This is a genomic window from Xenorhabdus sp. PR6a (genome assembly GCF_028599065.1).
GTDB lineage: Bacteria > Pseudomonadota > Gammaproteobacteria > Enterobacterales > Enterobacteriaceae > Xenorhabdus > Xenorhabdus doucetiae.
This window is the reverse complement of record NZ_JAQRFJ010000068.1, coordinates 1-15,830: the sequence shown is the minus strand read 5'-3', so window position 1 is coordinate 15,830 and position 15,830 is coordinate 1. Positions and strand designations below refer to the sequence as shown.

13 protein-coding genes, 1 tRNA gene and 1 pseudogene are annotated in these 15,830 nt (G+C 44.0%); 7 read left to right on the top strand and 8 right to left on the bottom strand.

Annotated features, from left to right (window positions below; translation table 11 throughout):
- Window positions 1–21: 21 nt before the first annotated feature.
- The 3 genes from PSI15_RS15145 to gloB form a co-directional block, all read right to left on the bottom strand.
- Complete coding sequence (locus tag PSI15_RS15145) at window positions 22–561, bottom strand: MepB family protein (protein ID WP_273584243.1); 540 nt, start codon at window positions 559–561, stop codon at window positions 22–24.
- Window positions 562–701: 140 nt separating this feature from the next.
- On the bottom strand, window positions 702–2,036 hold the full coding sequence (mltD, locus tag PSI15_RS15140) for a murein transglycosylase D (protein WP_273584242.1): 1,335 nt from the start codon (window positions 2,034–2,036) through the stop codon (window positions 702–704).
- 72 nt (window positions 2,037–2,108) lie between these two features.
- Window positions 2,109–2,864, bottom strand: a complete 756-nt coding sequence (gloB, locus tag PSI15_RS15135) for a hydroxyacylglutathione hydrolase (RefSeq protein WP_273584241.1) — start codon at window positions 2,862–2,864, stop codon at window positions 2,109–2,111.
- Between the two features lie 51 nt (window positions 2,865–2,915).
- Here gloB and PSI15_RS15130 point away from each other — a divergent pair, with 51 nt between their 5' ends.
- Window positions 2,916–3,635, top strand: coding sequence for a class I SAM-dependent methyltransferase (locus PSI15_RS15130; RefSeq protein ID WP_273584240.1), 720 nt, complete (start codon window positions 2,916–2,918; stop codon window positions 3,633–3,635).
- 8 nt (window positions 3,636–3,643) lie between these two features.
- Here PSI15_RS15130 and rnhA read toward each other — a convergent pair.
- Window positions 3,644–4,230, bottom strand: a pseudogene (gene rnhA / locus PSI15_RS15125) (ribonuclease HI).
- Between rnhA and dnaQ the strand changes: the two are divergent.
- Window positions 4,178–4,927, top strand: coding sequence for a DNA polymerase III subunit epsilon (gene dnaQ / locus PSI15_RS15120; protein ID WP_273584239.1), 750 nt, complete (start codon window positions 4,178–4,180; stop codon window positions 4,925–4,927). The pseudogene rnhA and the gene dnaQ overlap by 53 nt on opposite strands.
- A gap of 137 nt (window positions 4,928–5,064) precedes the next feature.
- A tRNA-Asp gene (locus PSI15_RS15115) sits at window positions 5,065–5,141 on the top strand.
- A gap of 52 nt (window positions 5,142–5,193) precedes the next feature.
- Here the strand turns inward: PSI15_RS15115 and PSI15_RS15110 are convergent.
- Window positions 5,194–5,739, bottom strand: coding sequence for a GNAT family N-acetyltransferase (locus tag PSI15_RS15110; RefSeq protein WP_273584238.1), 546 nt, complete (start codon window positions 5,737–5,739; stop codon window positions 5,194–5,196).
- A gap of 261 nt (window positions 5,740–6,000) precedes the next feature.
- The gene (locus tag PSI15_RS15105; RefSeq protein ID WP_273584237.1) at window positions 6,001–6,855 is read right to left on the bottom strand and encodes an N-acyl homoserine lactonase; all 855 of its coding nucleotides are present in this window, start codon (window positions 6,853–6,855) and stop codon (window positions 6,001–6,003) included.
- Between the two features lie 870 nt (window positions 6,856–7,725).
- Here PSI15_RS15105 and tkt point away from each other — a divergent pair.
- From tkt to fbaA, 4 genes are all read left to right on the top strand, one after another.
- Complete coding sequence (gene tkt, locus PSI15_RS15100; protein ID WP_273584236.1) at window positions 7,726–9,720, top strand: transketolase; 1,995 nt, start codon at window positions 7,726–7,728, stop codon at window positions 9,718–9,720.
- Window positions 9,721–10,008: 288 nt separating this feature from the next.
- A complete protein-coding gene (epd, locus tag PSI15_RS15095) occupies window positions 10,009–11,028 on the top strand; it encodes an erythrose-4-phosphate dehydrogenase (RefSeq protein WP_273584235.1) in 1,020 nt (339 codons plus the stop codon).
- Window positions 11,029–11,101: 73 nt separating this feature from the next.
- Complete coding sequence (gene pgk, locus PSI15_RS15090; protein WP_273584234.1) at window positions 11,102–12,268, top strand: phosphoglycerate kinase; 1,167 nt, start codon at window positions 11,102–11,104, stop codon at window positions 12,266–12,268.
- Window positions 12,269–12,325: 57 nt separating this feature from the next.
- Window positions 12,326–13,402 (top strand): class II fructose-bisphosphate aldolase, encoded by a 1,077-nt coding sequence (fbaA, locus tag PSI15_RS15085; RefSeq protein WP_045969111.1) that lies wholly within the window; start codon window positions 12,326–12,328, stop codon window positions 13,400–13,402.
- A gap of 92 nt (window positions 13,403–13,494) precedes the next feature.
- Here the strand turns inward: fbaA and PSI15_RS15080 are convergent, their stop codons facing one another.
- Entirely contained in the window at window positions 13,495–13,875 is a 381-nt protein-coding gene (locus PSI15_RS15080) for a hypothetical protein (RefSeq protein ID WP_273584233.1), read from the bottom strand.
- A gap of 209 nt (window positions 13,876–14,084) precedes the next feature.
- A complete protein-coding gene (gene dtpB, locus PSI15_RS15075; protein WP_273584232.1) occupies window positions 14,085–15,539 on the bottom strand; it encodes a dipeptide/tripeptide permease DtpB in 1,455 nt (484 codons plus the stop codon).
- Between the last annotated feature and the right edge of the window lie 291 nt (window positions 15,540–15,830).

Below are 15,830 nucleotides of genomic sequence, written 5' to 3'. Positions count from 1 at the left end.
TTTTCTTGATTACTTAGTATCTTAATTTAAGAAAACACGCTTAAATTGCTCAATGGCAGTTTCTTGTTTATCGAGATTTATAAAATACAAAGATTGCCATTTTTGTGTTTGGATTGCTTGCTTTGAGGTCGGAGATACCCAATCAGGATAAACCCGCATGGCTCTTTTACCCTCTTTAGATTGACTTGAGAAAACGCCTTTTTTTAACAGAATATGTGAATTGAACAGAAAAATACCTTTTTGATGTTCTGAAAAAGTGGCTATCAGACAAAAATCAATGTCATCACTCTCTTCAAAAGGCATTATTTCTGAATCTGGCGTTGGCCTTTTCCAAAGCGTGACAAATTGCCCTTGTTTATTGGGCGTTGTTTTAGCTTGACGAAAAACGACCGACTTACCATTCAATTGAAACCGCATGGCGCTATAATCACGGCTTTCTGTTTCGAGATAAAGGACAGTGTTCAGTTGGAGTCCAGAGGGAAATAGCAGATATTCGTTGATCTTGGTGAAAATATCAGGGAAATTGCCTGAATATATTGTGTTTTGCTTTAATAATGACAAGATAAATCCCCTCAATAATGATGATTTATTTTGTCATTAAATTAGGTGGATTTTATAAAGTCAACTTGTCATTTTATGATAGATAAAACAATCCCCTGTCCAAAAGAACAGGGGGATATATTTTGAGGAAATAAACTCACTTAATTAAGATAAAGGGTCAGCGCAATACCCGGTTTAATATCTTTGATTTTAATGTTTTTATTCCAATTCATCAGATCATTCAGGTTTACACCGTGGCGCTTAGCAATGCTGAAAAATGAATCACCTTTGCGCACTTGGTAGGTGACGGGTCCATTATTATCAACTTTTAGTACTTGGCCGATCTGGAGCCGATCAGCGGTTTTTAAGCTGTTCAACCTTTGCAACTCGCGGTGCGTTGTATTGAAGCGCTTCGCAATTGCTGACAATGTATCTCCGGTACGAACCGTATAGTGGCTTTGTTGCTGTAGCCTACGAGTGTTGCTCGCAACAGCCAGGCGAATGTCTTGCAAGACTTTTTTATCTGCCAGGAACGTCTTAAATTGGTCTGCGTTCATTTTGGGCAGCATAATGTAATGCGGCCCATGAGGAGACGTCATACCTTGTTTATAGCCAGAGTTATAGGCCCTGATTGATGTCAGCGATAGCCCGGAGAGTTCAGCCGCCTGTGATAACATAATTTGTTGCCCGACTTCCACTTTAGCCAGTGCTTGTTGGCTGTTCGGCTTGGGAAGTTTGAAATTAAATTTTTCGTTATGGCGAATGATATGACTCAGTGCCAAGATCTTGGGAACATAGTGCATGGTTTCCCGTGGCAGTGACAACGACCAGAAATCAGTGGGTTTCCCTTGGGCTTTATTGTCCTTGATTGCACGCAGAACCCGACCTTCACCACTGTTGTAAGCGGCAATCGTCAAAAGCCAATCCCCATTAAATCGTGCATTGAGGTGTTCCAGCATATCAAGGGCAACGGTCGTTGATGCCGCAACGTCACGACGGGCATCGTACCATTTATCTTGTGTCAGGCCATAATGACGGCCTGTACTTGGGATAATCTGCCATAAGCCGGCTGCCTTGGCGTAAGAAGTTGCATGGGGGTTAAATGCGCTTTCCACGATGGGCAGAAATACCAGCTCCATTGGCATATGTCGCTCATCAAGTTGCTCAACTATCCAATAAATATACGGCTCGGCACGCAATATTACATTTTGGATATGGCCCTTGTGTTTTAAGTAATAGTTTTGTTGTTCGCTCACCCTGCTATTATCAGGAATCTCCATCTTCAACTCATCGTGAATATGTCCCCACAAATCTTGTTGGGCTGTCGGACTCACTTTCCAGTTTGCAGAATCTCCTGATCCTGCAATACCGTCTGCTTTCTGATTCGTTGAAGACATCTTCTTCTGTGCTTGTTGCTGGGAAGGAGCCTTGGGTTGCAGGCTCGATTGACACCCAGCAAGAAGAACAGAGGCGAACAAAATCGCTTTTGTCTTCATGTTCTTTTCTGATGTTTGCATAAAAGGTGAGCAATGATACTGACCTATTACGCAGAAGACAACCCAACAGAATTAAAACCGATCTTTATAAGCCCTTAATTGCTGAAAAACAGAAGAAAGTGGTATTGAATTAGGTTTGATACCGATATTTTTTTGTAAATCAATATCGTGACAATTTAAGAAAACATTGATTTTTTTCTCTGTTTGTAAATTTGTGGGAACTGTTGCTTGGTTATTTTCACGTAGTTTAAGAATTTCTTGATAATAATCGTGAATAATCTGGTTATCAGGTAATACTGCTTTTGCAAATTTCATATTTGCCGCAGTGTATTCGTGAGCACAGCAGATCAAGGTATCATCGGGCAATGATGAAATTTTATCCAGCGAGGAAAACATTTGTTCGGCAGTGCCTTCAAACAGGTGTCCACAACCGCCAGAAAATAGCGTATCTCCACAAAACAGATAGGGAGCCTGATAGAATGCAATGTGACCCAGTGTATGCCCTGGCAGTTCCATAACACGGAAAGAGAAACTTCCTATCTCAACGGTGTTATGTTCATGGACAATATGCGTTGCGCCTTTGTCTTGGGTCTCTTCAGGGCCATATACCGGGAGTTCGGGGTAGTGTTTGAGTAGTCCGGGAACGCCGCCAACGTGATCAGAATGGTGATGTGTCAACAGGATCGCCGCGGGAATAAGTGGGTTTGCTGCTAGAATATCAATGACAGGCTGTGATTCAGCAGGATCGATAATGACACAATGCTTGTTTTCATCACAAAGTAGCCAAATGTAGTTATCTGAAAGGGCTGAGATCCTGATAAGCTCCATTATATGCCTCATTTTCATAGTAGGTTTATAGTAGGTTGAAAGGAAGATGACATGCGATCAGCACGTTCAATCAAACAAATAACCCTCCCGGTTTCTTGGGCTGAGTTACCGTGGGGAGAATATTACCGTGTTGCCCTGGAACGTCAATTGGAACCGTGGTGGCCAAAAATCTTTGGTTTTCATTTAGTGAAAGTCGGTAACTTAAGTGCCGAAATTGATACTCGTTCCTGTTTGGTCAGCCATCAAATCAATGTCGGATCACAAGGGCAAAATATGGACGTCATTGCTGATCCCCATTACCTCCCTTTTGCAACTAAATCTGTTGATGCTTGTTTGCTGGCGCATATGCTGACTTATAGTATTGATCCACATTGGCTCTTGAGAGAAGTCGATAGGATCATGATAGACGACGGTTGGTTGGTTATCAGTGGGTTTAATCCAATAAGCCTACTGGGGTTAAGGAAAGTGATTACCCCGATATATCGTCGTCAATCTTGCCAAGCCCAGATGTTTTCAATGTTGCGCCAATTGGATTGGTTGCGTCTTCTTAATTATGAAGTGATTCACCATGCTAACTTCCATATTTTACCGTGGCAAAAAAGCAGCAAGCGTCTTGATAACGCCTGTCTGTCAATATTGGGTTGTTTGAATATGATTATTGCCCGCAAGCGGACAATACCATTAACATTAAACTCTATGCGGGCGACATTGTTGAAACCGAAATTCAGTAATGCGTTGGGGGCGGCGAAAAATGTTCACCGACGCTATTAATTGACAGGTTAATTTTCGCTTTCGATATAACCATTATCTGCTTGAGTAGGGCTATTAGCGGCTGTGCGAGCCAATTCATCACACTGTTCATTCTCCCGATGTCCGGCGTGGCCTTTGACCCAACGCCAATCAATATCATGCAGCGAGATAGCGTTATCGAGTCGTTGCCACAGATCGACATTGACGACGGGGGATTTATCCGCTTTTCTCCAGCCGCGCTTTTTCCAGTTATGGATCCATTGGGTGATCCCTTGGCGCACATATTGGCTGTCCGTCGTCAAGATCACAGTACAGGGTCGTTTGAGCGCTTCCAGCCCGATAATGGCGGCCATTAACTCCATGCGGTTATTGGTGGTGCGAAAATAACCCCCACTCAAGGTTTTTTCTTGCTGTTGGTAGCGGAGTAAAACGCCATATCCGCCGGGGCCAGGATTGCCGAGGCAAGAACCATCGGTGAAAATTTCTACCTGTTTGTTCATCTTTGGTAGACTCTTCCTATATCATCTTTAATCAAAACTCTAAGTCTGACACAAAAAAACACTATGAGCACTGCTATTACCCGCCAAATCGTCCTCGATACCGAAACAACCGGTATGAACAAGTTGGGTGTTCACTATGAGGGACACAACATTATTGAGATTGGTGCTGTGGAGGTGATAAACCGTCGCCTGACAGGGCGCCATTTTCATCTTTATATCAAACCAGAACGTTTGGTTGACCCCGAAGCCTTTGAAGTTCACGGTATCAGTGATGAATTTTTGCAGGATAAACCAAAATTTGCGGATATCGCGGATGAATTCATTGAATTTATCCGTGGTGCTGAGTTGATTATTCATAACGCAACGTTTGATATCGGTTTTATGGATTATGAATTCAGTAAACTGAATCGAGGCATTCCACCTACCGCTGAGTTTTGTACCATTACCGATAGCTTGACGCTGGCAAGGCAACTTTTCCCAGGCAAGCGTAATAACCTCGATGCGTTGTGTGACCGTTACCAGATCGATAACTCAAAACGAACTCTCCACGGGGCATTGCTCGATGCCGAAATTCTGTCTGATGTTTATCTGGCAATGACCGGTGGCCAGACATCATTAGCGTTCTCGATGGAAGGGGAAACGTCAGGCACGACTCAGGTTACAGAAATCCAGCAGATCACTCGCCCGCAGGCCGGGCTGAGAGTGGTTTATGCTTCTGATGAAGAATTAGTTCAGCATGAATCTCGTTTGGATCTGGTGGAAAAGAAAGGAGGCAGTTGTCTTTGGCGTTCCAAACCTGAACAGTTACATTGAAAAGCCGTGGCAAAATGGAGATAACTGAATGATTAAGGTGAAAAAATGTGCAAACGAACCGTTTTGTTATAAAAAGCGATTGACGGAATTTACCGTAGCCCGTATTATCCACCCCGTTCTTAACCAGAACGCTATGCGGTGCGGTAGTTCAGTTGGTTAGAATACCGGCCTGTCACGCCGGGGGTCGCGGGTTCGAGTCCCGTCCGCACCGCCAGAATTTATAAGCCCTGAGTTTTTGACTCGGGGCTTTTTCTTTTCTAAAAAATTCAAATCAACTTATAAAAATAGGTTGTTCCTGAAAATTCCCCAGTGGAATTAAGCGCAAAGTTCGGGATCTGCCCGGCTTCAATAAAACCGCATTTTCGATACAGGGCTGAAGCTGGATCATGAGTGCGTGTATCTAAGACCAGCAAACAGCGTTGATGCTGCTTTGCCAGCCGTTCCAGTTCATCCATGAGCATCCTGCCAATCCCACGCTGGCGATAGGCGGTATGTACGATCAATTTTTCAACATCAGCACGATGCAGGCCGTTCTTTTTCTTGCAGAGGGAAAGTTGCACTGAACCTGCGATGTTTTTACCGTCTAGCGCGACCAGTAGCAACCGATGACCGGATGTGAGATCTGTTTCGACATCCTGCCAATACTGCTCCGCTTCGTTCTTTTCCAGTGGTGCAATAAAGCCGATGGAGGCATCACTTTCGACGCAATCATGCAGCAAGTGAATAAGCTCATCGCGTTTTGCCTTGATGGAATTTAATTGCATGATGGTTGGAATGGATATTGTGTCAGATGTAGGGGGAGATTTTGTCATTTGTAGTAAGATTTAGAATAAAATAGGGTTTAAAAAATATCGATAACTTAATATTTAGCATGTAAAAATGTCAACTAAAATTATCTTTGTAATTATATTGTTATAGTTTGTGATGTTTTTTTATTTCGTTTTGTATTGTGGCTATTTACGCTTGAAACTTTATTTTTTCGTAAATAGCCACATTCTACTTATTGTTGAATCTTAGTTGTAATATTCTATGGGGCTAATTTTTGTTTTTAGATTTATTTTCTAGTTATTATTTTAATTGCGAATAATTTGATCCTCTGGGTTATAAGTGAAAGTCGCATCTTGACTGTAGTCAGAAGGAAGCTCTATCCGTACAATTGGTATTATTTTCCCTGTAGCGTTAAGAAAATCTCGTTGATCATGTTGTGCTCCTGCCAGCCCTTCCTGAAGATAAAAAAAGGCTTCGATAGGTAATTCATGGGGAATATTTTGGGGCCAAGTAGCTAATATTAATTCATTATTTACTGTCAACGCGAGCTGTAAACGGGCCTGAACTCCCTGTATAAAGGCATTAGCATGATTTGCCCCTGGTTTAATACTGACATCAAAACCACACTGACCCAGCTCACTGCTTCCATTGTTTATCCACTGTTGGGCTGTAGTGATGCCTTGCTGTTGACAAGGTGCACTTTGGGAATAGTAGGGATTAGAACCACATCCTTTTTCATTTCTGTTTGCAGAGTCTGCATTGAGAGGAAAATAGCAAAGCGCTTCAGGGTGTTCTTTATTATTTGCTGAGGCTGATAAATAAGGCGAAAAAATAAACCCATTTGTGTAACCAGCATCTAATGTTAAGAGCTTCGAGTCCGTTCTCAAGTAAGAAAACGAAACACCACCGCTAGCTTGCGAGCGTGGGCTTGGATTCCAAGAGTAATAATTATCTGAAGGGACTGTTCCTCTCAACATAATTCCGGAACATAAAAATGCAGGACGATCTTCATCTCCACAATCATTTCTAGTGTCGTTGTATCTCTGAGTTAATTCATTCGCAAGATCATAGCCAGACTGTGTATTTATTGAATTAACGTTAGCAAAAGCTATTTGTAACCCTAATAAATATAATGAAATAAAAATAATTATTCTTTTCATGTTATTTCCTTAATAATTTTTGAATGTAGTTAAATAAATTTAATAATAGTGAGAGCCTGCAATCTTCTCCCGCGATATGTGCGGGAGAAGATTGACTTCTATCATTTTTAAACGCTATTCAAATGATGCTGAGCTTATAAGTTCACTTTTTTATATCATTAATTCAAATTCCTTTTTTTTATCATCTAATAATTAAATTTTATTGAGTTTTGGGCATGTTTTTATGAGTTATTTTTATATTTAGTGATAATTTATTGGAGGCAAAAATAGAATAGTGATAGTTGGTCATAAATGGTTTATTAAAAAAATTTTATTTTGATTTTTCTTTTTTATAGCGATATTATTTTTTTCCAATATTAGTTCAGGTATCTACCTTACTCTGAAACAATTGGTTGCTGAAATTAGATTGGCTGTAATTCATACGGGTTTATCCGTTAGTCAAAATATATTACAAGTGAATCTTAAGTGTTTTGAGGATGAAAATTCTGACATCTACCTTTCTCTAAATCAGTAAATGTTTCCAGTCAAAGAAGGTTATCACGTTTATCGCATCCTCCTAACTTGGCAGAAAAACGCTGCTTTTTGGCCTTGATTAACCTATTGGGTATCGTGTCTAATACGTGGCTTTCTATTGCGCAAATCACATTAGATAATGACCCTATTTGCGCAAAAATACCCTGATTGTACGCATTGCCACAAGAAGGCAGCAAAACAACGGGGTAAATCAAAGAATTATTGCCAAGGAGAAATTAAGATAGTCCTCCTTAAACTGACGTTAATTATCTGACATTAATGATTGCGGTTTGTATACTGCGCTGCGAAAATTAGTCCTTAGTTCACTAAACGCTTTTATCCGACTTGGAGTAAAGAATGACCACTCGTAAAACCCTTGCTAATGCTATCCGCTTTTTGAGCATGGACGCTGTGCAGAAAGCAAAATCAGGGCATCCCGGCGCACCAATGGGAATGGCCGACATTGCCGAAGTGCTGTGGCGCGATTATCTGAACCATAATCCTTCTAATCCTGTCTGGGCTGATCGTGACCGTTTTGTGTTATCCAATGGTCATGGCTCCATGCTGATATACAGCCTTCTGCATCTGACGGGTTATGATGTTTCTATTGATGATTTGAAAAATTTCCGTCAATTGCACTCTAAAACGCCGGGCCATCCAGAATATGGCTATACTCCAGGCGTAGAAACCACCACTGGCCCATTGGGGCAGGGTATTGCCAACGCAGTTGGTTTTGCGATTGCAGAACGTACACTGGCAGCGCAATTCAACCGTCCCGGCCATGATATCGTCGATCACTTCACTTATGTGTTTATGGGTGACGGCTGTATGATGGAAGGGATCTCCCATGAAGTTTGCTCTTTGGCAGGTACGCTGAAACTGGGCAAATTAATTGCATTCTATGATGACAACGGCATCTCTATCGATGGTGAAGTAGAAGGTTGGTTCACCGATGACACCGCAACACGCTTTGAAGCCTATGGCTGGCATGTTATCCGTGGTGTCGATGGTCATGACTCCGAGGCAATTGCGGCAGCGATTGAAGCCGCACGTCAAGAGACAGGCAAACCTTCCCTGTTGATGTGCAAAACCATCATCGGTTTTGGCTCACCAAACAAAGCCGGTAAAGAAGAATGCCACGGTGCTCCGCTGGGGGATGCTGAAATCGAAGCAACCCGCAAGGCGCTGGGTTGGGAACATCCTGCGTTTGACATTCCCCAAGACATTTACGCGGGTTGGAACGCGCAAGAATCAGGTAAGACTAAAGAAGCTGCTTGGGACGAGAAATTTGCGGCCTATGCGAATGCTTACCCAGAACTGGCCGCTGAATTCACCCGCCGTACCCACGGTGAACTGCCGGCAAACTGGGAAGCCGAATCCAAGGCATTCATTGAAAACCTGCAACAGAATCCCGCCTCCATTGCCAGCCGCAAAGCATCACAAAATGCACTGGAAGCATTCGGTAAAGTTCTGCCGGAATTTATGGGCGGCTCCGCTGACTTAGCACCGAGTAACCTGACCATGTGGTCTGGCTCCAAGCCACTGAACGAGGTTCAGGACGGTAACTATATTCACTATGGTGTGCGTGAATTCGGCATGTCTGCCATCATGAACGGTATTGCACTGCACGGTGGTTTTGTACCTTATGGCGCAACCTTCCTGATGTTCGTCGAATATGCCCGTAACGCGGTACGTATGGCGGCGCTGATGAAAGTGCGCAGCATCTTCGTTTATACCCACGATTCCATCGGCCTGGGTGAAGATGGCCCGACCCACCAGCCAGTAGAACAGATTGCCAGCCTGCGCGTCACGCCAAACATGAGCACATGGCGTCCATGTGACCAGGTTGAATCTGCGGTGGCGTGGAAATATGCCATTGAGCGCAAAGATGGCCCAACTTCGCTGATCTTCTCCCGCCAGAATCTGGCACAGCAGGCGCGTACGGCTGAACAATTGGCGAATATCGAGAAAGGCGCTTACATCCTGAAAGATTGTGCCGGTCAGCCTGAGTTGATCTTGATTGCAACGGGTTCTGAAGTCGAATTGGCGGTGAAAGCGGCTGAACAACTGACTGCCGAAGGCCGTCAGGTTCGCGTGGTTTCCATGCCATCCACCGATGCTTTCGATAAGCAGGATGCTGCCTATCGTGAAGCCGTACTGCCAGCGGCAGTTTCTGCCCGTGTTGCCATCGAAGCGGGTATTGCTGATTACTGGTTCAAATACGTAGGTATTAACGGCGCTATCGTCGGTATGCATACGTTCGGTGAATCTGCACCGGCTGACGAGCTATTCAAAGCGTTTGGTTTCACGGTTGAAAATGTTGTCGCCAAGGCATCATCTTTGCTGAAATAATCAACAAATTATCCTGATAAGCGCATTCGCATCAATTTTAGAGCGAATGCGCTCTTTTTTTGTTCAACTTTTCCTCTATGATGTGACGAATGGCGCTTGCCATCACGCTTGTTTTCTCGTAACCTGCTCCCATTAAAGCTGAACCGTTTCAGTTTGATGCGTAAATGAAATGATAAAATGTCTTGTCTGTCACAATCTGATTAATTTTATGATGAATTATCCGTACAAGCCGACGTTGCTCAGTTATTCTAAGCGGTTGCATGACTACAGAGACATTCAGGGAGTAACATGACTATCAGGGTAGCGATTAACGGTTTCGGGAGAATAGGGCGCAGCGTCTTGCGTGCCCTTTACGAATCCGGGCGTCGGGCTGAAATTTCAGTGATCGCTATCAATGAGTTGGCGGATGCACAAGGCATTGCTCACTTATTGAAATACGATTCCAGTCATGGGCGTTTTGCATGGGATGTACGCCTGAACAATGATTTATTGCAAGTAGGAGACGACAGTATCCGGCTGTTTCATCAACCGGAGATTTCAGCTCTGCCGTGGAAAGAACTGGGTATTGATATCGTGCTTGACTGTACGGGCAAGTATGGTGAGCGGGCAGACGGAGAATCTCATATTGCCAGCGGAGCCAAAAAAGTCCTGTTTGCGCATCCGGGAGGCAATGATCTGGATGCCACTGTGGTCTATGGTGTCAATCATCATGAATTGGTTGCCGAAGATTGCATTGTTTCCAATGCCTCCTGTACCACAAACTGCATCATTCCCGTCATCAAGGTGTTGGATGATGCATTCAATATTGAATCGGGTACAGTGACAACCATTCACGCATCAATGAATGATCAACCCGTGATTGACGCTTATCACTGTGATTTACGTCGCACCCGAGCGGCCAGTCAATCCATCATTCCGGTTGATACAAAACTGGCGGCGGGGATCACACGTATTTTCCCGAAATTCAATGATCGGTTTGAGGCGATTTCTGTCCGGGTGCCCACCATCAATGTGACAGCCATTGACTTGAGCGTGACAGTCCGCACGTCAGTGGATGTCAAAGATGTTAACCAGATCCTGCAAAAATCAGCGGCCAGAGAGTTTCATGGTATAGTGGATTATACCGATTTGCCGTTGGTTTCAACGGATTTTAACCACGATCCCCACAGTGCTATTGTGGATGGCACACAAACGCGGGTGAGCGGTAATCACCTGATTAAGACGCTTGTGTGGTGTGATAATGAGTGGGGCTTTGCCAACCGTATGCTTGATACGACACTGGCAATGGCCGCAACGGGTTTCAAATAATCATTTGTTGTGTCACAAACAGCACACAGCGGAAGATTGAGTAATTTATAAAGAATCAATGAGAGGATTCACCATGTCTGTAATTAAGATGACTGATTTAGATCTGGCGGGTAAACGCGTATTGATCCGTGCTGATCTGAATGTGCCGGTAAAAGATGGCAAAGTTACCTCTGATGCACGTATCCGTGCGTCCTTGCCGACGATTGAGGCTGCGTTGAGTCAGGGAGCCAAGGTCATGGTTACTTCTCACCTGGGACGCCCGACTGAGGGAGAATACAACGAAGAGTTCTCACTGCAACCTGTCGTTGATTATCTGAAAGAAGCCCTTTCTTCTCCGGTTCGTCTGGAAAAAGATTATCTGGATGGCGTTGAAGCGGCGGAAGGCGAATTAGTGGTTCTGGAAAACGTTCGCTTCAACAAAGGTGAGAAAAAAGACGATGAAACGTTATCCAAGCAGTATGCTGCACTGTGTGATGTGTACGTAATGGATGCGTTTGGTACAGCGCACCGTGCGCAAGCGTCAACCCACGGCGTTGCCAAATTCGCACCAATTGCCTGTGCGGGTCCGCTGCTGTCCGGTGAACTGGAGGCTTTGGCCAAGGCACTGCACAAGCCTGCTCGTCCAATGGTGGCGATTGTGGGTGGCTCTAAGGTTTCAACCAAACTGACGGTGCTTGATTCCCTGTCTAAAATTGCCGATCAGCTGATCGTGGGTGGTGGGATTGCCAATACGTTCGTTGCTGCGGAAGGGCACAACGTTGGCCGTTCACTGTACGAAGATGATTTGATCCCAGAAGCGAAAAAACTGCTGGAAAGCTGTGATATCCCGGTTCCTACCGATGTGCGTGTGGCGACAGAGTTCTCTGAAACGGCACAAGCAACACTGAAATCCACCAGCGAAATTAAAGACGAAGAGCAGATCCTTGACTTGGGCGATGCGTCTGCTGAACGTCTGGCTGAAATCCTGAAAAGCGCCAAGACCATTCTGTGGAATGGACCAGTAGGCGTTTTTGAATTCCCTAACTTCCGTAAAGGAACCGAAATTGTTGCCCGTGCCATTGCTGAGAGCGAGGCTTTCTCAATCGCAGGTGGCGGTGATACCTTGGCAGCCATCGATCTGTTCGAAATTGCTGACAAGATCTCTTACATCTCTACGGGTGGTGGTGCTTTCCTTGAGTTCGTTGAAGGCAAAAAACTGCCCGCCGTTGTGATGCTGGAAGAACGTGCTAACAGTAACTAAGTTGTGATAACAGGCAGCACTGACTGCCTGTTCAATGTCAATACAGGACCACGTAACATGTCTAAAATTTTTGATTTCGTAAAACCGGGTGTCATCACTGGTGATGATGTTCAAAAAGTCTTTGCCGTCGCTAAAGAAAATAACTTCGCATTACCCGCGGTTAACTGCGTCGGTACGGATTCCATCAACGCCGTGTTGGAAACGGCGGCAAAAGTACGTGCTCCGGTCATTATCCAGTTTTCTAACGGCGGTGCGTCTTTCATTGCAGGTAAGGGGCTGAAAGCAGAAGGTCAGCAAGCCGCGATTATCGGTGCTATTTCCGGCGCCCACCACGTTCACCAAATGGCAGAACATTACGGTGTGCCGGTTATTCTGCATACCGACCACTGCGCACGTAAACTGCTGCCGTGGATCGACGGCCTGCTGGACGCGGGTGAGAAACACTACGCGCAAACCGGCAAGCCACTGTTCTCTTCCCATATGATCGACCTGTCAGAAGAATCGCTGGAAGAAAATATCGAAATTTGCAGCCAATATCTGGCACGCATGGCGAAAATCGACATGACGCTGGAAATCGAACTGGGTTGTACGGGTGGGGAAGAAGACGGCGTTGATAACAGCCATCTGGACAGTTCTTCCCTGTATACTCAGCCGGAAGACGTGGCTTATGCGTATGAGAAACTCAATGCTATCAGTCCACGTTTCACCATCGCAGCTTCTTTCGGTAATGTTCACGGTGTCTACAAACCCGGTAACGTTAAACTGACGCCAAAAATCCTGCACAACTCGCAGGAGTACGTGTCTGAGAAATTCAACCTGCCACACAACAGCTTGGATTTTGTCTTCCACGGCGGTTCCGGTTCTACCGCAGAAGAGATTCAGGAAGCGGTTAGCTACGGTGTAGTAAAAATGAATATTGATACCGATACCCAGTGGGCAACTTGGGAAGGTATTCTGAACTACTACAAAAAGAACGAAGGCTACCTGCAAGGCCAGTTGGGTAACCCGGAAGGTGCGGACAAGCCTAACAAGAAATACTATGATCCACGTGTTTGGCTGCGTGCCGGTCAGGCGACGATGATTGTTCGTCTGGAACAGGCTTTCAAAGAACTGAATGCGGTTGACGTGCTGTAATAACCCATTGTTATTCAGCAAGCCGTTATTAAGATAATGTAAAAGCTGGCTACATTCTTTTTGAATTAGCCAGCTTGATCTAAAAAATAAAGCTAATTGTTTTCTGGGGTTATATCAAAATAAGTGGGTTCTGTTAATGAACACTCTTCTGCTGATATAATTGATGAAGCAATTAAAATAACTGGTTTTTTGTGATTATCGATATAAGGAATAGAAATTTCCGTTGTCTGAGTATACAACTGCCCCCACTCGTTAAATACGATGGGTTTCTTTCCTTTTATTAACTTTCTTCTTTCAATTAAGGAAGAGGTTGCTTTCATTCGATCAAGCTGTTTATTTTTCTCGACGACTGTATTTATCACATATTGAGCAATCCAGGATTGGGATGTGGCACAATAATCTAAATCGTCGTTTGTTGACGATAAGGAAATACCGGGAACAAAGAGTATTGCAAGTGCAATAAGTTTTTTCATACTATTCTACCACTAATTCTCTATCTACAAATTGGATAATTTCCTTCTTACATTGGTATTATACGTATTGTTTATGCGAATCCATCGTTATTTATCGCCTATATAAAGAATCATATTCTATAATTTAAAAAGACAAAATTTCCGCCCGTTATTTTAATTACCAACGAGCGGAAAATTTATTTAATCAAACAGAATTAGGATAGTGATACTTACGCTTTCATAATCCTGTTCAGCCACGGCACCATAAAGGCCATAACTACGGCGACAATCAGAGTGGCAATCCCGATTTTACCAAAGACTTCCATATAAATTGGCAGGGTTTGCAGTGGATTCGTTACGCCTTCTGGTGCGGCAGTAAAGGTTGCCACATAGCTACCTAATACGGATGCGGCGGCTTGTGACAGGAACCACATACCGAGGATAAAACCCGTCAGGTAGCTAGGCACAAACGTCGCGACCATTGCCAGCCCTAATGCACTGATCATCAACTCCCCGACGCTCTGGAACAGATAGACCAGCACGATAAACCACGGGGATGTTATACCCTGCTCATCAGCAAATAAACCAGAGGCAGCAGCGGTCAGGAAGCCCAGCGAGCACAGAAACATGCCGAAGGTGAATTTGGTTGGCATGGAAAAATCTTTACCTTTGGCACCCAGTTTGGTGTAAACCACGGCCAAGATCGGGCTGACGATAATGATCCAGAATGGGTTCAGAGCCTGAAAACTGATGGGATTGATATTAAAACCCAGAATCTGATGGTGAACGTTGTTGATGGCAAAGAAGTTGAGGGAAGTCGGCATCTGGTTATACAGGATATAGAACACGATGGCTTGCAGCATCAAAATAAATGCCACAAACATCTTATTGCGGCCGACCTTATCCTGTTTGAATGCCTGCCAGAAGAAAATCATCACTACAATAACCGAAATCGCCATCAGGGCAATATTAGCAATTTTGATGTTGTGTAATAGCCATGCACAGATACCAATCATCACCACTGCACCAATCAGAACCAAAAACAAGGTTGCGTAGTTAAGAGAGGCATGGTCGGGTTCAGAACCAATATTATGTATCATGCGGCGGCAGGCAATATAAACCAGCAGGGCGATAATCAAGCCAATCCCGCAGATATTATAGGTGATGGCATAACCATATTTTTCAGCAATGACGGGGGCAAACGAAAGAGAAACCAGAGAACCCAGGTTGATGGACATATAAAACAGCGTAAATGCGCCATCTAAACGCGGGTCTTGCGGCGGGTAACATTTTGCCAGCAGGCTGGCCGGATTAGCTTTGAAAAGGCCATTACCGACAGCAACAGTTCCCAAAGCATAAAAAATCAGCTCAGGCTCCATGATGGAAAGTCCAATCATGAAATAGCCGATTGCCAGTACAATGGCGCCCAGAACAATGGTTCGTTTTGTCCCCAATAAGTGATCACCAACATAGCCACCGATGGAAATCAGGCCGTAAACCAGTGCCGTAAATGCACCGAAAGTAATAAATGATTGTGTTTCTGAAAATCCAAGTTGTTGAACGAAGTAAACAGCAAGAATGCCTTGAACACCGTAGTAGCCAAATCTTTCCCATAATTCCACAAAAAAGATCATAAAAAAGGGTTTGGGTTGATCCCATAAACCGACCGGAGCGGTTTTACTCATAGTAAATGCCTCTATATAGCTATTATTTCGCTGGCAATACATCCAGATGATTGTACTGTTGTTAACATTCCTGTAACACAATGTATCGCGCGGGTTGTGATTTTGTTTATTTATTCAAGGTGATCGTGAAGCGAGGGAGGTTAATATACTAGTATGCTAGCTTCTCAACGGTGGATCACACTAACGAAAAAAGTAATACCATATTTGGCATAATATTCACTAAATGAATATCAAAAAATATTAATGTGAGGGTTATGTGCTGGTAAATAAATCAAATTGATTAACATTAAA